17 protein-coding genes are annotated in these 17,563 nt (G+C 47.2%); 6 read left to right on the top strand and 11 right to left on the bottom strand.

Features of this window, described 5'->3' with window-relative positions; genetic code table 11:
• Positions 1–247 precede the first annotated feature (247 nt).
• On the top strand, positions 248–1,705 hold the full coding sequence (locus ACSAZK_RS16745; RefSeq protein WP_440955154.1) for a cobyric acid synthase: 1,458 nt from the start codon (positions 248–250) through the stop codon (positions 1,703–1,705).
• A 451-nt stretch (positions 1,706–2,156) separates the two neighbouring features.
• Here ACSAZK_RS16745 and ACSAZK_RS16750 read toward each other — a convergent pair whose 3' ends face one another.
• From ACSAZK_RS16750 to ala, 3 genes are all read right to left on the bottom strand, one after another.
• Positions 2,157–2,363, bottom strand: coding sequence for a helix-turn-helix transcriptional regulator (locus ACSAZK_RS16750; RefSeq protein WP_440955155.1), 207 nt, complete (start codon positions 2,361–2,363; stop codon positions 2,157–2,159).
• Positions 2,364–2,384: 21 nt separating this feature from the next.
• A complete protein-coding gene (locus ACSAZK_RS16755) occupies positions 2,385–2,771 on the bottom strand; it encodes a hypothetical protein (protein WP_440957052.1) in 387 nt (128 codons plus the stop codon).
• Positions 2,772–3,158: 387 nt separating this feature from the next.
• Positions 3,159–4,139 carry an alanine dehydrogenase gene (gene ala, locus ACSAZK_RS16760; protein ID WP_440955156.1) on the bottom strand — a complete coding sequence of 327 codons (981 nt, stop codon included), beginning with the start codon at positions 4,137–4,139 and terminating at the stop codon, positions 3,159–3,161.
• A 202-nt stretch (positions 4,140–4,341) separates the two neighbouring features.
• Here ala and ACSAZK_RS16765 point away from each other — a divergent pair, with 202 nt between their 5' ends.
• Positions 4,342–5,031, top strand: coding sequence for a DUF434 domain-containing protein (locus ACSAZK_RS16765; RefSeq protein WP_440955157.1), 690 nt, complete (start codon positions 4,342–4,344; stop codon positions 5,029–5,031).
• A 78-nt stretch (positions 5,032–5,109) separates the two neighbouring features.
• Here the strand turns inward: ACSAZK_RS16765 and ACSAZK_RS16770 are convergent, their stop codons facing one another.
• Both ACSAZK_RS16770 and ACSAZK_RS16775 read right to left on the bottom strand, forming a co-directional pair.
• Positions 5,110–6,159 carry a tetratricopeptide repeat protein gene (locus tag ACSAZK_RS16770; RefSeq protein ID WP_440955158.1) on the bottom strand — a complete coding sequence of 350 codons (1,050 nt, stop codon included), beginning with the start codon at positions 6,157–6,159 and terminating at the stop codon, positions 5,110–5,112.
• A gap of 200 nt (positions 6,160–6,359) precedes the next feature.
• Positions 6,360–6,749 (bottom strand): hypothetical protein, encoded by a 390-nt coding sequence (locus ACSAZK_RS16775; RefSeq protein ID WP_440955159.1) that lies wholly within the window; start codon positions 6,747–6,749, stop codon positions 6,360–6,362.
• Positions 6,750–7,084: 335 nt separating this feature from the next.
• On the opposite strand from ACSAZK_RS16775, the gene ACSAZK_RS16780 reads away from it, so the two are divergent.
• Entirely contained in the window at positions 7,085–8,026 is a 942-nt protein-coding gene (locus tag ACSAZK_RS16780; RefSeq protein WP_440955160.1) for a metallophosphoesterase, read from the top strand.
• A gap of 181 nt (positions 8,027–8,207) precedes the next feature.
• Here ACSAZK_RS16780 and ACSAZK_RS16785 read toward each other — a convergent pair whose 3' ends face one another.
• From ACSAZK_RS16785 to ACSAZK_RS16800, 4 genes are all read right to left on the bottom strand, one after another.
• Positions 8,208–9,395: a tetratricopeptide repeat protein gene (locus ACSAZK_RS16785; RefSeq protein WP_440955161.1), complete on the bottom strand. Its 1,188-nt coding sequence runs from the start codon at positions 9,393–9,395 to the stop codon at positions 8,208–8,210.
• A gap of 597 nt (positions 9,396–9,992) precedes the next feature.
• Positions 9,993–11,177 (bottom strand): tetratricopeptide repeat protein, encoded by a 1,185-nt coding sequence (locus ACSAZK_RS16790; protein ID WP_440955162.1) that lies wholly within the window; start codon positions 11,175–11,177, stop codon positions 9,993–9,995.
• Between the two features lie 145 nt (positions 11,178–11,322).
• On the bottom strand, positions 11,323–12,498 hold the full coding sequence (locus ACSAZK_RS16795) for a tetratricopeptide repeat protein (protein WP_440955163.1): 1,176 nt from the start codon (positions 12,496–12,498) through the stop codon (positions 11,323–11,325).
• A 333-nt stretch (positions 12,499–12,831) separates the two neighbouring features.
• The gene (locus tag ACSAZK_RS16800) at positions 12,832–13,524 is read right to left on the bottom strand and encodes an aspartate/glutamate racemase family protein (RefSeq protein WP_440955164.1); all 693 of its coding nucleotides are present in this window, start codon (positions 13,522–13,524) and stop codon (positions 12,832–12,834) included.
• A 259-nt stretch (positions 13,525–13,783) separates the two neighbouring features.
• Here ACSAZK_RS16800 and ACSAZK_RS16805 point away from each other — a divergent pair, with 259 nt between their 5' ends.
• The 3 genes from ACSAZK_RS16805 (at position 13,784) to ACSAZK_RS16815 (ending at position 15,659) form a co-directional block, all read left to right on the top strand.
• Entirely contained in the window at positions 13,784–14,587 is an 804-nt protein-coding gene (locus ACSAZK_RS16805) for a sulfite exporter TauE/SafE family protein (protein ID WP_440955165.1), read from the top strand.
• Positions 14,588–15,014: 427 nt separating this feature from the next.
• Positions 15,015–15,173 carry a hypothetical protein gene (locus tag ACSAZK_RS16810; RefSeq protein WP_440955166.1) on the top strand — a complete coding sequence of 53 codons (159 nt, stop codon included), beginning with the start codon at positions 15,015–15,017 and terminating at the stop codon, positions 15,171–15,173.
• 78 nt (positions 15,174–15,251) lie between these two features.
• Positions 15,252–15,659, top strand: coding sequence for an FxsA family protein (locus ACSAZK_RS16815; protein WP_440955167.1), 408 nt, complete (start codon positions 15,252–15,254; stop codon positions 15,657–15,659).
• Positions 15,660–16,328: 669 nt separating this feature from the next.
• Here ACSAZK_RS16815 and ACSAZK_RS16820 read toward each other — a convergent pair.
• Positions 16,329–17,054, bottom strand: coding sequence for an LrgB family protein (locus ACSAZK_RS16820; RefSeq protein WP_440955168.1), 726 nt, complete (start codon positions 17,052–17,054; stop codon positions 16,329–16,331).
• Positions 17,055–17,558: a CidA/LrgA family protein gene (locus ACSAZK_RS16825; protein ID WP_440955169.1), complete on the bottom strand. Its 504-nt coding sequence runs from the start codon at positions 17,556–17,558 to the stop codon at positions 17,055–17,057. It abuts the gene before it with no gap.
• Positions 17,559–17,563: the final 5 nt, after the last annotated feature.

Genomic DNA, 17,563 nt, shown 5'->3' on the forward strand with positions numbered 1-17,563 from the left:
GATCAAAAAACCTGCCAGGTGTCAGAAACTATATATCCTTGGGCAGAAGTATAAGAATGCAATTATTTAATTTAAACAAGTTTTCTTGATTTAATACCCACAGTACCCAAACTTTTTATTATAACTGCGAGATCATAATAATATTCATTGATGTTATTTCGGGATTAATATTCATTGATGTTATTTCGGGAATAATATTCACTAACAATACCCACAATCAGTGTTCGAGAAGACGGATATGGTAAAAATGGATACGAAAAGCGTCTTAATCCTGGGAACCGCTTCACATGTTGGGAAGAGTTCAGTTGTGACCGCCATTTGCAGGATCCTGTCCAGAAAGTACAGTGTTGCCCCCTTCAAGGCCCAGAACATGAGCCTGAATTCCTGGATTACAAAGGACGGGAAGGAAATCGGGATTGCACAGGCGATTCAGGCGAAAGCTGCCGGCACCGAACCCACTGCCGACATGAACCCGGTCCTCTTGAAACCGAAAGGTGACTGCGTTTCCCAGATTATTCTGCTCGGGGAACCTTACGCAGACAGGAGTGCAGGCCAGTACTACGATTCTATCGAGGAGATGAACGGAGTCCTGGAAGGGGCTCTGGGAAGGCTCGGGAACGAACACGACATCATTGTTATGGAAGGAGCAGGCGGGGCTGCTGAAATCAACCTCTATGAAAGGGACATTGTAAATATAGGCACCGCGAGGCTTACCCAGGCCCCGATCATCCTTGTAGGAGATATCGAAAGAGGTGGCGTTTTTGCAAGCCTCTACGGGACCATAGCCCTCCTGCCCGAAGACGTGCGGGAAAACGTCAAAGGTTTCATCATCAATAAGTTCAGAGGCGACCTGGAAATCCTGAAGCCGGGCTTAAAGGAACTTGAGGAAAAAACCGGAATCCCGGTGCTCGGCGTACTCCCATATTTCAAGCTCCACATCCCCTCCGAAGACTCGGTTTCCCTCGGAGACAAGGAAAACTCGAAAGCGGAAAAGAAAATCGAAATTGCAGTCATCCGCCTGCCCAGGATCTCGAACTTCACGGACTTCGAACCCCTGGAAAGCCACGCCAACATCCGCTATGTTGACATTGACGAAGAGCTTGGAAACCCCGACGCAATCGCGATTCCAGGCACAAAGAACACCATCAACGACCTTCATGACCTCAGGGAAAGCGGCATGGCCAAAAAAATCGCGGCGTTCAAAGGGAAAATCCCCATCTTCGGGATCTGCGGCGGCTACCAGATGCTAGGAAAGACCATCTTTGATTCAGGTATCGAAAACGGGGTCGAAGCTGAGTTCGAGGGCCTCGGGCTCCTGGACATCAGGACAAAGTTCGGAGAATACGAAAAACGGACCATCCAGGTCACAAAAACCATCAATGCCCACGGCCCGATCCTTGCCCCCATAGACGGAGAAGAAGTAAAAGGCTACGAGATCCACATGGGCACAACTGACTCGAAGAGACATGTTTTCGGGGACGACGGCTCCATTGATGAGGAAGGCCTTGTTATAGGCACCTACCTCCACGGGCTTTTCGAAAACGGAAACATCAGGAACGCTCTGATGAAGTACCTCTACGAGAAAAAAGGTCTCGAATACGAACTCGAAGAAGTCATGACCGAAGACGGTGCCTACGAAGAACTTGCAAGAGTGGTGGAACAGCACATTGATATGGATAAGCTCTACGAAATCGTCGGGGCCTGAATAAATTAAACGGCTTACACTTAAAAAAGTTTAAAGGGAAACATTCAAAGAAAAAACCGCAACGTTAAAAGGAAAGTGGACGGGTACCGCAGAGCCGTGCGGCACCCATATCTGTTTTTTAAAATGAGATATTGAGCGGGTTTTCAGGGAGAGTATATGGGAGTAGTTTGGGACAAAAATTTTTCATTATACCATTGGGGGTAGGTATAACTATTCTTGGGAGGTTATATATAAATCTCCAAAACAGTTAACCGCTCAACAATTATCCAATTTGTTTTCAAGTATTTATGGATTATGAATTATACTTCCTTAACAAAAATCAGGTTAACATTCAACTTAAAGCCACCCTCAAAAAAATTCTGGATATAATTAAATTTCCAGAGAATAATACAATTAAATATAAAGAAGGATATAACATATAAAAATATTTAAGTATAATGAGCCATCCGGCTCATTCCAGATCCGAGTCCTCGAAGATAAACAACTCCTCAATTGTCGTTTCCAGAACCCTTGCAAGCTTGTAAGCAAGCTTTAAAGAGGGATTATACTTTCCTTTTTCAAGAAAAACGATGGTTTCCCTTCTTACCCCTGCCCTCTTTGCCAGGGCTTCCTGGGTCAGGTCATACCGGGCCCTGAATTCCTTTATCCTTGTTTTCACGAAGTGACCTCCGGGACCTAATTATTCAACATCACCCTTACGCATGAAATGCCACCTGAAAACATTTGCGGAAATAATCATGAAGAAGAGCAGTATTGCAAGCACTCCCTTTGCTGTAAGTTCAAGCAGTTTGAAGTAGTCCACCCAGATCAGGACCGTAATTAGCACCAGGGTCAGAAACCAGGAATAGGTAACCCCGTAAGCAGCCAGCTTCTTTGTCCTTTCGTCCCTATCAGGAAGGTCCCCACTCTTAAAAAGCCTGAACGCCGTAGCAAGAAAAACGATCAGGCCTGTGTTGATAAGGACAATAGGAATCAGAATGTCAACTTCAAGAAAAGCTGCAACCAGCATCCCGGCAAGCAATATACCCAGGCCCATGAGCAGTTTGTACTTATATTTTTTTTCCATGTTTTCCACTTTAAACACCTCTCAAACAGATCCGCATGTTTGTTGAATATTTATAACTATATATGGGATATTTAAAACATAATGTTGGATATATGCAACATTAAGTTGGAGATAGATAACTATTCTTGCTATTTAAAGGTTTCTAAAAGACAGAAAAATTAGTTAATAATTTCGAACATATAGTTGGATAAATAAAACATTATGTTCCAAATAGATAACATTAGTTCGAATATAAAACTTTGCCTGCATCCCGTGAAAGAGGAGGAAGAGAAGCAGAAATGAGAAGCAGAAATGAGAAGCAGAAAAGAGAAGCAGAAAAGAGAAGTAAAAAAAGGCTTTAAAATAGGTGTATAGAAAGGCGCTTTAAAATAGGCTTTAAAATGCCTTTCAGAACATCCGGACTTCCTTACCAAAGCCCTTCACGACAGCCCTTTCATAGACAAGGTTCGCAGTTGCGACGTCCTGAATTGCAAGTCCTGTCGAATCGAAGATCGTTATCTCCTCATCACTTGTCCTGCCGGGCTTCAGGCCTGTGATAACTTCCCCTAACTGGGCATGGATGTCGTTTTCGGAGATGTAGTGCTTGGAAAGCGGGACATTGACCTCCCCTGAGTGAATGGCCTGCACCATGTCGTCCACAATGATTTTGGAGCGCATAAGGAGTTCAGGGTCAAGTTCTTCTTTCCCGACAGCATCGGCACCGATTGCGTTTATGTGGGTACCTCCCCTGACCCATTCGGCTTTTACGACGGGTTTTCGAACCGGGGTGGTCGTGACGAGTATGTCGCAGTCACAAACCTTTTCAACGTTTTCCTCAATGCTGATCTCACAGCAGGCCAGGTCTTCCATTTCTTGTTTGAACTTTTCACTGCTCTTCCGGGTCCTGGAGGTGATCTTTACCATTTCGGGTTCAAAGACTTCACAGAGGGCTTCAAGCTGGCTCCTTGCCTGGTTCCCGGCCCCTATCATGCCGATAATTCCGGAGTCTTTCCGGGCAAGATATTTTGCGGCGATTCCGCCTGCTGCTCCTGTCCGGATGTCGGTCAGGTAGGTCCCGTCCATGATTGCGACGGGAGCCCCGGTTTCCGGGGAGATCAGGACGATAAGCGCCATCACGGTGGGGAGGCCTTTCATCGGGTTTCCCGGGTGGACATTTACGATCTTCACGCCCGTAACGTCCTCCTCCTCAAGGTAGGCAGGCATGGTCCTGAGGTCCCCGTTGTATTCGGCATAGTATAGATAGGACTTGGGCGGCATCTGCACCTTGCCAAGGCCGTGCTGCCTGAAAGCACTTTCCACCACTTCCATATCAGAACGCATATCAATGACACTTTTAACTTCTTCCTGATCCAGCCACAACACTTCCATAATAGTAACCCTCCAGCCTGAACTCCAAACGGCCCGCAGCCCAAACCGGGCTGAAACTTAGAAAAGCCAGGGGATAAACCGGCAGATGCACAGGCAAATTGACCGCTGACTCAACAAAGATCATAATTAATTGTGTAAATATGTATATATAACATATAGCCTCACTCACTTAAAGAACCTCCTTTCGGAAAGGGGACCAGCCATGCAGGAGCAGTCAACCGTTTTTTTAATAGAAAAATTACTTAAACCCGCAAACGACGTCCGGAGTATCCTCCGCTGGGGCTACCCGAAGTTCGCAACCATCCGTTTTGTAGCCGACCACTCCCAGCTCAGCGCCGAAGAGCGGCATATCCTTACAAGGGTCATCATGCCCCCGGACAGGACCGTTTCCAGGGCAAAAAAAAAGATAGGGTGTAAAGAAACAGGAAACAGGGACATTCTCCTCGACGGATACAACGTCCTGCTCACCGTGGACAGCCTGCTGAAAAAAGAGCCAATGTGGTTTTGCGACGACAGCTACATCCGGGACACACGATTCTATTTCAGCAAAGCAAAGCACGCCCAGGACATAGAGGAAGCCCTCGAAACCGTCCTGGATTTACTCTCCGAAACCGGACCTAATACCTCAACCTTTCTCCTCGACGCCCAGATCAGCCGGAGCGGGGAACTTGCCGGCTTAATCCGTCGCAGAATGCAGGAAAAAGGTATTCCCGGCGATGCCCGGACCTCAAAACACGTCGATTTCGACCTGAAAAAAGAAGGCGGGAAACCCGAAAGCGACATTGTAGTCGCAAGTTCGGATGGGATCATAATCGATTCGGTCCTGCAGGTTCTCGACATCCCCGCCTGCCTCATGGAAAAAAGAGGAATTGAGCCTTTGAGGCTGTATTGAACTTTTAAGGCTGTATTGATTCTGTTTTTCATTTGTCGAATTTCAAACCGGATTTACCGAATTTTTATTCATCCCGGTTCACTCCTCCCGGCTGCATGTCTGGGCCTGCCGGTACAACTCTTCGGCTTCGGAATACTGCCCTTTTTCCCGGAGGAGGTCTCCGTATCCGCAGAGGGTATCCATGTGCCTCGGGTCAAGTTCCAGGGCTTTCCTGTACTGGACCTCGGCCTCGTGCCGGTGCCCGAACCTTGCAAGGAGCCGGGCATACTCACAGCAGGTTTCCACGTCGTGGGGGTCCAGTTTGAGAGCATGCTTGAAATGCTGCCTGGCCCCGGGGACGATCCCGTACCTGGAAAGCAACCTGGCATAAGCTCGGTGGATCTCCGGGTTTTCCGGGGCTGCCTTCAGAGCCGCTATGTAATGGATTTCCGCCTCCAGAGCATCCCCTTCCCGTTCCAGGAGGAGGGCATAGCGGAAGTTCGATTCTACATGGTCCGGATCGAATTCGAGGACCCGCCCATAATGATAAATTGCTTCGATCCTCTGCCCAAGTTCGGAAAGCAGGACCCCGTACCAGCAATGGGTCTCCACATGCCTGGGTTTCAGGATCAGGGCCTTTTTGTAAGCGGCTTCGGCATCTTTTATTCTCCCGAGCCTGTGAAGGAGCCGACCGTAATTGCAAAGCGTGTCCACATGGTAGGGGTTAAATACCAGGACCTTCTCGAACAGTTCCCGAGCCCTTTCCAGTTCCCCGAATTCCGCAAACACTGCCCCGTTCCTGCTTAGAGCCTCAATATTGTCCGGGCTTGACTTTAGCAGTTCCTCGTATACCCCCGCAGCCAGCTCCTTTTCCCCGAGAGCCGACGCGGTATTTCCTGCCCTGAGAAGGCCGTCTTCGCGAAGCTTTCCCCCGGCAAGTTCGGCGCAGGCCCTGGAAAACACATATTTTTCCTTATACATTTTATCAGCATCAAAGACGGCTGAAAGCTTCAGCAGGGTTTCCGGAGAAACCGAATGTTTGCCAGAAAAATCGACTACAAATTCAACAGCACTTTTGAGATCCTTTTTATTCGATGCAACCCGTTCGATTACATCAGAAACAAGAGTATCGACAGCATCTATCTCCATGCCGAAAAAACCTCCAGGGGATAAAACTCCCGGGAAAAACCTCAGGAAATTTCCCTTTAAAGTAAGTTTATTCGACTCTCTATAAATAATTAGCCTTATTAAATTACACATAATAAAATTCAAGCCATTTTAATCAAAACCATTTTAATCAATTCTTATGAAATAGATTCAAGGAGTTAAGATCAGGCAGCTAGCCGCAGTCAATCCCTTTTGACGTGCAAACTGTATCTGGTTTCAACATCATACATGCCCTTAAGCTCACTTTCCTCCAGAAAGCCTTTTTCGAGAAGTTCACTCAGCACCTTTCGGTCGACAGATTCCACCATATCCCAGAGACCCTTTTCCTCAAGATAGGGCTTCAAACTCGTGATATGCCAGAGCTTCCACTCCGCCGCCTGCCGCCTGAGCTCCACATTCCCTATCCTCAACACATCGATGGCTTTTTCCCTGCAGATGTCCAGAATATGTTTCCTGAGTTTTTCCCGCCGGGCTTCCAGCCTGGCTATCGCGGAAACCAGGTCTTCATATTCAAGAACCACATCGGCAAGATCCATCTTTTCAGGGTCCTGCCTGTTGATTTCAAGTTCCACTTTCCCCACTCCAAAAAGTCTTATTGTTAAATTCAAACATAAATCTTAGTTAAAGTTCTGTTCGGGTTTTATTTGCGGAAATTTATCATTTTCCGGTATTTCCTGCTCTTTCATATATGCAGGGTTCGGGTTTATACCTTCTACCCGGAAAGGGACAGCATTTTCAAAAAAATGGTAGAAACCTGCAAAGGCTTACTGAAAAAAGCGGGAAGAAACGTTTATCGATGCAAAAATTAAATTACTGTGCGCTTCAAAACTTAATTAACCATACTTCAAAACTTAATTAACCGTACAAAAAAGAGGATTTAAGACCACTTTTCTTCAGGGGTGATCCAGTGCTTTCAGGAGAATTTCCCAATAAAGATGTCATCGATAAAGCTGCCGCAAAAGAAGCCCTTCGTGCCCTCCTGCCTGAAGCTAACCGCATTTTCAACTCCGAACCCAGCGTACTCCGGATTGAGGAGGAACCTGTCATGCTCGTGGGGGACATCCACGGCAACCTGGAAGCTCTTGAATTCATTTTGAAGATGAGAGAAGAAATGGGCTGCAAAACTCTCCTGTTCTTGGGGGATTACGTGGACAGGGGACCGCAGGGTGTGGAAGTACTGGTAAGGCTTTTCCGGTTGAAACTTGAAGACCCTGAAAACGTTTTCCTGCTACGCGGGAACCACGAAACGGTGGAGATGAACGTCTACTACGGTTTTTTTGAGGAAATAGGCTTCGACCCGCTGTTCCTGGCCGGGATCAGCCGGACATACAAGAAAATGCCTGTGGGAGCCGTGCTTTCGGGACATACCTTCTGCGTACATGGAGGCATCACCGGAGTAGAGGATATCGAGAAGATCACGAAAGAAAACGCTTTTCCCTACCTCTGGAACGACCCCTCGGAAAAACCCGGACTTGGCGCCTCGAGAAGAGGAGACACGGTAAAAGAATACGGGCCTGACCTGGTAGACGGCTTTCTGAAGCTTAACGGTTTAAAACGGGTCATCAGAGCCCACACCGCCATCAAGGACGGGTACGAATGGTGGTTCGGGGGAAAACTACTCTCCCTTTTCTCCTGCCCGGATTATGTGGGGTTCGGGAACTCCGGAGCCTTTGCACTGTTCGGGGACGGAAAGGCCGGAGAAGTGAAAATAGAAAAAACAGGGGTCAAGAAGGAAGAAACTGGAGGAAGAGAGCCCGGAAAAAAAGAGCTTAAGCTCTTTGTCTTCGGAAACACGAAGACCGAAACACAGAACGAAGAACAGGGGTATTCTCTGCTCAAATCCTTGTGAAAATTTTTATTAAACTTTTGATATCCCTGCCTTTAAATGAAGAACCTGGAAGGTACCTGGAAGAATCTGGAAAGCATCCTGAAGAAGCTGCAAAGCATCTGAAAGCACATCTCAGGCAGAATATTTCAGTCAAACCTCGCCAGTCAAACCTCGCCAGTCAAACCTCGCCGGTTAAACATTCTCAGTCGAGGATAATCCAGGGTTCCAGCATTTTGTCCATGATATCCGGGTCGAGCTGCATAGCTTTATTATACTGTTTTTTCGCTTCATCGAACTTACCCATTTTTCTGAGAAGCAAGCCGTAGCTGTAATGGAAGGGGGGGTAATAGGGATTCAGGCCAAGGGCCTTAATGTACTCTTCTTCGGCCTCGACAAAGCGACTGATCTCGGTAAGGAGGTTCCCGTAGCTGTAGTGCCCTTCAGCACTTTCGGGATCCAGATCGAGGGCCTTTTTGTATTCCATTTCAGCCTCGTACCTCCGCCCGAAACGGGAAAGGAGGTTTGCGTAATTACAGTGGGTCTTTGCATCATTTTCATCCAGAGCAAGGGCTTCGATGTACTGTTCTTCGGCTTCGGACACCCTGCCTTCCCGGGCAAGGAGGTTACCGTAATGAAAACGGCTCCTCCTGTGACTCGGGTTCAGGTCAATAGCCTTCCTGTACTCATCCTCCGCTTCGGAAGCGCGTCCCAGGAAAGAGAGCAGCGACCCGTAGTTGTGGTGCAGCACAGGGTTTTCGGGGTCCAGGTTGAGTGCGGCCCTGTATTCCTCTTCGGCTTCCCGGATACGCCCCAGCTCAAAGAGCAGGTTTGCATACCCTCCTCTTGCCGGGACATAGTCCGGACAGGAAGAAAGTGCCCGGGAATAGCACTCTTCGGCTTCACTTACCCGCCCCATTTGCGCTAAAAGGCACGCATATCCTGAATTTGCCTTCACATGCCCTGAGTCAAATGAAAGCGCAGCCTGATACTCATTTTCAGCTTCGGCGATCCGCCAGAGTTCCATGAGCAGGTCCCCATATGCCGACCTGACGTCCGCATTTTCAGGGTTTTTTGTGAGAGCTTCCATATAGTTCGCTTCGGCCTCGCAGGGTAAACCCAGGAAGCGAGCCGCATTACCTACAGCAAAAGAGGCATCTTCCCGGAGCTTTCCGGAAGCCAGCCTCGAGCAGGCTTTTGCGAATACATATTCTTCAAGGGGCATCTTCTGCTTTTTGCAGGCATCTGCAAGGTCAAGCAAAATTTCAGGGGGGAAAGATTTTTTTTCAACAAATTCCAGGGCAAAATTAACCGCAAAGCAAAGGTTTCTATGGTCCGATCCGATCTTTTCAACAACGGAATATACAATTTCATCAATTGAGTTGAAGTCCATTATCCGACCTCAAGAAAGAGAATTTTGTTCAAGTTTGTGGGTTGGTTGGGTTGGTAGGGATGGAAGTTAAACATCCCGAATATATTTTAAATAGATTCGAATATATTAGTTAGTTATTGAATAGATTTTATAGTGTCAGATATAAGATTATAACCATAATATAACATCCTTTCCCTTTGTTCCTCAATATAAAACAGTTAACGAAATTGAAAAAACCAAGTTACTGATCTTGAAATTGTCGGAAAAAATATCAATGAAGAAAATACCCGAGAGTCAAAAAAGTATTCTTAGGGAAGGTACTCCGATTGAAATAAAGAAAGCAAATTCACAGAACCGGGCACTTCCCATCAATAAAAAAAATTATAATGGTTAATAATGAACAATGGGGTAAACGGAAGGGAAGAATAGAAGAGAAGAACAGAAGGGAAGAATAGAAGAGAAGAACAGAAGGGAAGAACAGAAGGGAAGAACAGAAGGATAAAAATAAAAAGATAAAAACGAAAGAAAAAAAACGAAAGAAAAAAAACGAAAGAAAAAACGAAAGAAAAAACAAAAGGAAAAACAAAAGAAAAAAAGTTGAAATAAGCCATCCCGAACTCAATCGAAGAAAACCCACTGGCAGTCTTCACTCTCAAGAGAATAGTTCTCTTTCAGTGCCAGGACGTAGTGCTGTTTTGCTTCTTCCGTTCGCCCCAGTTTTTTCAGAAGGGAGCCATAGCTGTAATGGGTCCTTGTATGCTCGGGGTCCAGGACAAGAGCTTCCATATACTGGGCTTCGGCTTCTTCCACCCGCCCTTTCTTCGCAAGCAAGCGCCCGTAATTGTAGTGAGGGGGTACCCTCATGGAATCCAGGGAGAGGGATTTTAGGAACTCTTTTTCAGCTTCGACACTTCGCCCGCAGTCCAGCAGGAGCAGGGCATAGTTGCAGTGGAGGTCGGCATCTTCGGGGACCAGTTTAAGGGCTTTCCGGTACTGGGCTTCAGCTTCGGAAACCCTGCCCTGCCGCGAGAGGAGGTTCCCGTAGTTGCAGAGGGCATGGATGTGCCGGGGGTTCAGGGACAGCACTTCGCTGTACTGGACTTCGGCGTCTTCGAGCCTTCCGAGAGCAGAAAGGAAAATCCCGTAGTTGTAGCGGGTGCCTACATGCTCCGGGTCAAGCTCAAGGGTGACAAGGTATTCTTTTTCCGCCTCATCGTTTCGGCCCAGGTCGGAGAGCAGGTTAGAGTAGTTGGAGCGGGCTCCCACATGCTCAGGATCGGAGGCAAGGGCAAGCAGGTATTGTTCTTCAGCTTCCTCGAGCCTTCCCATTTCGGCAAGGAGAAAAGCATAGTTACAGCGGGAACTGGCGTGGTCGGGATCGTTTGCGAGCGCATTCCGGTACAGGCTTTCCGCATCTTCAAAGCGTTCAAGGTCAGTCAGGAGGGACCCGTAATTACAGAGGGTAGCAGTATGGGCCGGGTTTTCTTCCAGGACAAGCCGGTAGCAGTATTCGGCTTCCTTAAAGCAACCCATAAGATAAGCCATCACACCCGTGATAAAAAAGGCATTTTCCCGGGTTTTTCCGGACCCAAGCCTGGAACAGGCTTTTGCAAACACATACTCTTCCCGGTACATACCCTGCTGTTCGCAGACCGCAGCCAGCTCCAGCAGCATTTGGGGATGTACAGCATTCGTGGCAGCAAAATCGAGGGTAAAATCCAGAGCTGAATCAAGGGATTCACGGTCCGGCCCTATCTTTGCAATCACAGCAGATACGAGTTCATCAACTCTAGAATAGTCCATCGGTGATGCACCTCTCAAAAATAAGTTTCCCTGCCATCTATAAATAATTATTTATATAGTTCTGACAAATATCCAAATGTTTTTAAAATAAAAGAAAAAAGTAGAAAAAAAATAGAAAAGAAGAGTTCTATCGGATTAGCCGGAGTTAAAGCATAAAGGTTGGAAGTTCCGAAAGAAAATCCTTTGTGGAAACAGCCTTAAGATAGTGTTCCTTTGCTTCTTCAACCCTTTCGAGTTTGAAGAGCAGCATGCTGTAATTATAGCAGGTCTTAATGTCTTTGGGATCATGTTCCAGGGCTTCCCGGTATTTATCTTCAGCTTTCCTGAGCATTCCGAGCCTTTTAAACAGGTTTCCGTAATTGCAGAGAGTGGGCACATGGAACGGGTCCGTTTCAAGGGCTTCCCTGTACTGGAACTCGGCTTCCCGGTAGCGCCCAAACTCGAAAAGGAGCTGGCCGTAGTTGGCGCGGGTATCCACATCCCCGGGGTCAAGCCTGAGCACCAGCCTGTACTGGGTTTCAGCCTCATCAAGCCTGCCGGATTCCGAAAGCAGGTTCCCGTAGTTGCAGAGGGCATTTAAATGGCCCGGGCTTACTTTCAACACTTCCCTATAATGATATTCGGCTTCCCCGAACCTCCCTTCCTGCTTCAGGAAGTTGGCATAATTGTAGTTAGCTGCCACATGCTCAGGAACTTTTTCAAGCACATTTTCAAACTGGGCTTCTGCCTCCTCCTTTCTCCCGAGTTCTTCCAGGAGGTTTGCATAGTTGCAGCGGGCGTTTGCATGCCCGGGGTCCAGTTCGAGTACCTTTTCAAATTCGTCTTCCGCTTTTTCCAGTTCCCCGAGTTCATAAAAAAGGTTTCCGTAGTTGCAGTGGGTGCTGACATTCCCGGGATCAAGTTCCAGAGCCAGTTTGTACAGCTTTTCGGCTTCAACCCGGTTTCCGAAGTCTGCAAGGACGATTCCCTTATTGCAAAGGGCGTTTACATGCTCCGGGTCAAGCCTGAGCACCTCCCTGAACTCCTCAAGAGCTTTTTCCTTGAACCCTATGAAGTAAGCGATCACCCCGGAAAGGAAATAAGCCTCAACCCGCACCTTCCCGGTTGCCAGGCCCGCACAGGCTTTCAGGAAAACATACTCTTCCCTGAACATGCCCCTGGAATCGCAGATCTTTGCAAGTTCCAGAAGGCAATCGGCTGAAATCGCATTTTCCCTTGAAAAGTCAAGAGCAAAATCAACCCCGAGGTCCAGCCCATTTTCATCCTTCCTGACAATCTCCACGACATCAAAGACAAGTTTGTTGAGTGCATCCAGGTCCATAAAAATCAAATCTCCCAAAAATCCGGAAAAGTTTCTATCGGAAAAATAGCATTTCCAAAAACTATCCCGGTAAAGTTCTATTCCCAAAATCGATTCCTTCAAGGTTATATTTCCCAAAAAGGTTCCCGGAACAGTTTTGTCTTACCCACTAATTATTAACAGATTGGATAATAAATACTTTTTTATAATACAAATACTCACAGCACAAGTTAAAAAAATTAAGAATTAGGAAATTAAAAATTAGGAAATTAAAAATTAGGAAATTAATAATTAGGAAATTAAGAATGAGAATATGAGGAGCTATTCAAAAAAGCAGGCAAACCCTCCAAAAGCTCATTCCAGAGCAAGTTCTACCGCTGCAAGCGCATGGATCTTCGTGGTATCAAACACGGGAACTTCCGCGTCCTCCTGCCCGATAAGCAGTGGGATTTCGGTACACCCGAGGACGATGCCCTCTGCTCCTTTTGAAACAAGGTCTCCGATGATTTCCCTGAATTTCTCCCTGGAATCGTCCTTTATAAGACCCAGACACAGTTCATTGAAAATCACGCTGTTCACGAATTCCCGGTCCCCTGCCTCAGGAATAAGCACCTTGATTCCGAACTTATCTTCGAGCCGCTCCCTGTAAAAAGCTTCCTCCATGGTGAACTTCGTACCCAGAAGCCCTACTTTTTCCAGCCCTTCCGCCTGAATCTCCCCGGCAGCCGCATCAGCGATGTGCAGCAGCGGGAGCCCGGCTTTTGCTTCCACCTTTTCCGCAAGTTTGTGCATGGTGTTCGTGCAGATCAGGAGGAAATCCGCTCCCGCCTCTTTCAGTTCCAGGGCAGCCTCGCCAAGGCGGGCTTCCAGCCCTTCCCAGTTCCCGACGGCCAGCATTTCCTCGATTTCCCCGAAATCAACCGAGTAGAGGACGCACTTTGCGGAGTGCAGCCCACCTATTTTTTCCTTTACCGCCTCATTAACAAGCCTGTAATACTCGAGGGAAGATTCCCAGCTCATCCCGCCGATCATTCCTATCGTTTTCATGCAAAAACCTCAAATAAACCCATTTTTCGAATATTCGATACAATAAAACACTTTTAATTAATTAAAGTATTATACCTGAAACGTTTCAAATTCAGCACTGTTCATATCTACACGTTTCACACCCAGCACTTTTCACATATAAGACGTCTCAAAACTAAAACTTTTCACATACAACACGCCTCAAAACTAAGACATCTCAAAGTTAACATGTTTGCAGGATAAAAAGATCCTAACATATTCACAGGAGAAAACGATTCCAATGCCTGACTGCCTGACCTACTTATTTCTCTTTCCCGTAGCTGTCATTATTGCAATCCTTGCTATGTCCGCAGGCATTTCGGGCACGAACTTCTGGATTCCAGTCTATATCATATGGCTTGGATTTGACGCAAAAACGGCTTTCTGGCTCGGGCTTTTGACCATGATCTTCGGGTTTGGTTCCGGCGTACTCAGGAACCTGAAACAGAAAACCGTTAACTGGTACATCGTTAAAGAGTACCTGAAAATCACGATCCCGGCAGCTATTGTAGGGGCCCTACTGGTGCCCTTTGCCCCCGTGGGAATCCTTCTGCTCCTTTTCGCAAGTTTCATCCTGGGATACGGAAGCTACCTCATATACCGCTACTGGCTTTACTACAGGGGAAAAGTCCCGGAAGAATTCGTAACCCGTGATAATATATGCTGGAAACGCGCTGCTGTTGCCGGCTTTTTGAAAGGGCTCATCGCAACCGGGCTTGGAAAGCTGATAACCCCCTGCATCCTGGAGCATAAAGAAATCAGCTCTCCTGCGGAAGCTGTGGGTTCCACGGTCCCCATAATCTTTGTTGTGAACATTATTGCCCTTCTCTTCCGCCTGACCCCGGACTTTGTTTCTGTCCTGGTAGAACAAAAGGTGCTTATCTTTGATACGATGCTCTGGGTAGTTCCGGGAGTGGTCCTTGGAGGGCAGATGGGCCCGGCTGTTGCAAGAAGATTCTCGCCGCAGGGAATGAGGCTTTATGTAGGAGTCCTGTTAATCGGCGTCAGCATGTTGATATATCTAAGGGCCTTTGCCCTGATTTAATACTCGAACGGCTTTGTAGAAAACCAATATAATGAACCCGGAATCAGGCTTCTTAGAAAACCAATATAATGAACCCGGAATCAGGCTTCTTAGAAAACCAATCCAGATCAAACAGGACAGGGTAGCTGCAATTATTCTTTTCAGCTATTCCAGACGACCTTTTTTCGATTTGCTTTATAGGTACCGGCGCTCTCACCGGTCATCGAAGATGACCGGCTTTTCCATAAAGGATATTTAAATGAGTATTTAAGTGAGTAAAAATAGTGTGGAAGCGCCCAAAAATATGTTTGGCAACTATAGTCCCGAAGGTAAATATTTACACTTACTTTAAACCACGGAAGACACGGAAAGCACGGAAGGATTACTCTCCTATTTAAGTTATTCAGTTTTTCCGCACTTTCTGTGATTGAATTTTACCTCGAGATTAGTGAAAAAGGAAAGACTCCAAAAAACAAAAAACAAAAAAAGCAAAAACTCCGGGAAGCAAAAAGCAAAAACTCCAGAAAACGAAACACAAAAAGCAAAAACTCCGGAAGGCAAAAAGCGAAAAACTCCAAAAAAACAATATAGATGGAGCGGTTTATAAGTATAAAACCCCGGTATCAGGCAAAAAACCGAAAAAAATTGTTTGATAACCATTAAACAACCCCAGAAAAGGATAAACATGTTTCTAAAACTCTTTTCCCTTTTCCTGATTATTCCCCTCGTGGAACTCTACCTCCTGCTCAAGATAGGAGGCATAATCGGCGCTTTCAACACAGTGCTGGTCATCTTCATAACCGCAACTATTGGCGCTTACCTTGCAAAAAGCCAGGGCTTCCTTGTACTCCGCAAGATCCAGGAAGCAAACAGCCAGGGCTACATGCCCGGAAACGAACTCCTGCACGGCCTCTTCGTCCTCATCGGCGGCTTTGCCCTCCTTACCCCCGGTTTCCTGACCGACGCCATTGGGTTTTCCATGCTCATCCCCCAGATCCGGGAAATCTACGTGGGCCTTGCAAAAGAGACGCTCCGGAAGAAGATCGAAAGGGGAGATGTGCAGATGCACATGTATACGAATTTCAGACCCTGAAAAGGGAGACTCCTGCTTTTTACTTTACTTTTATTTATTTCAGCCCGGTATCGGCATCGTTTTCCTGTCCGGTGAACCCGTATTTCTCCAGACCGCCTGACCTGACCTGGCCGTAGGGGAAGTAATCGCTGCTTTCGACCTCAAGCCCGCCTTCGTTTACAATACGCTCAGGCCTTTAACAGCCCTTAACAGCCGGATTTTTTGTTCGACCTCGGAACCCCGGGCTCTCACCGGGCGCGAGCGCAGCGAAGCGGCCGGCTTTTCCATAAAAATTCATAGAAAAAGACGCGAAATTTGACGATTTAAACCTTTTTTCCGTTGTATTGACTAAAAATTAAAGCCGTATATTTTTTTCTGAACACTCCAAATAAGCCAGATGTATGCTTTTTTTGTTTATGCAAATGTCCTGTAAAAGTCATCAAGAGATACTTGATAGTCATTTGGATGAACAATTACAGTCATTGTAATATATTTTTTAGTTATACAGATGACTTTTGTCAGTCATCTTGAGATACTTTTTAGTTATGCAAATATACTTTTCGGAAAAAGCCGGTCGTCTTGGACGACCGGTGAGAGCGTCGGTACCTGAAAGGCAATCCGAAAAAGGTTTTTGGAATAACTGAATGATCGGATCACGATCGCCTTTTCCGGATTAAAAGATAGAAGGCTTCAGAAAAGAAGCCCGAACAGGTAAACCAGAAGCGGTGCAAGGAAAACCGTAAGCAGACCCGCAATCCCGATTGCAAGCCCGCTCATCGCCCCTTCGGTTTCCCCGAGTTCTATGGCTTTGGTGGTCCCGAGGGCGTGGGAAGCGGTGCCGATGGCAACACCGACCGCAACTTTGTCTTTTATCCGGAAGCAGCGGCAGATAAACGGCCCCACGACGGCTCCGATGATTCCCGTGATCACGATTGCTGCCACGGTTACGGCGGGCAGGCCGCCAAGCTGCCTTGAGATTTCCATGCCTATGGGGGTGGTAACGGACTTCGGGACAAGGGAAATGCTCAGGGCTTCATCAAGCCCGAAGAAGCGGGAGAGGACGAGGATGCTTGACATTCCCGCAATGCTGCCTGCGCTTATGCCGGCCAGGATTGGGAGGGCATCGCTTTTCAGGAGCTGGATCTTTTTATAGAGGGGAACTGCAAGGACGACGGTTGCGGGTCCCAGGAAGAAGGATATGTAGTCCCCGCCCCGGTTAAAAGTCTCGAAATCGATCCCTGTGTACAGGAGGAGAAGAATTACGATTACACAGCCTACAAGGAGGGGATTCAGGGCTGATACCCTGACCTTTTTGTACAGTACAAGGCCTATCTGGTAGGCGACGAGGGAGAGCAGAATCCCAAAAAGGGGTGTGGAAACGAACTCTTCGGCAAGATACGCCTGCAAGCCCGGCATTTAGCTCACCTGTCCCTGAACATGCTCTTGCACATTCTCATGTACATTTCTCTGTGCAGGCTCTGCGACCCCTGTATTTACAACAGTTCTGGCTTTTGTTCCAGACGCAGCTTTTTCGGCTGTAACTCCGAGTTTTTCCGGGGACCCGGATTCAGGCTGCCCTTTATCAAAGTATTTTTTCACGAGTTCCACGGTAAGCCCTGTCACGGCCAGGATCACAACGGTTGAGAGTACGGAGATTTCGAGAATCGCCGTCCACTTCCCTTCCAGCAGGGTAAAGCAGGTGATCAGGCTGACTCCTGCGGGCAGGAAGAAAAAAGCCAGGTTATCAAGCAAAAACCCGCTCATTTTGTCGATCATTTCAAGCTTGATCACGCCCGCAGACAGGCCGAAGAAGAGGAGAAGCATGCCTATGACGTTGCCCGGGACCGGAAGACCGAACGCTTTTTGCAGGAGCTCACCCAGGAAATAAATGCTCAGGATAATTGAGAATTGTTTTAGCAAGGTTT

It is taken from the genome of Methanosarcina sediminis (assembly GCF_052056915.1).
GTDB lineage: Archaea > Halobacteriota > Methanosarcinia > Methanosarcinales > Methanosarcinaceae > MTP4.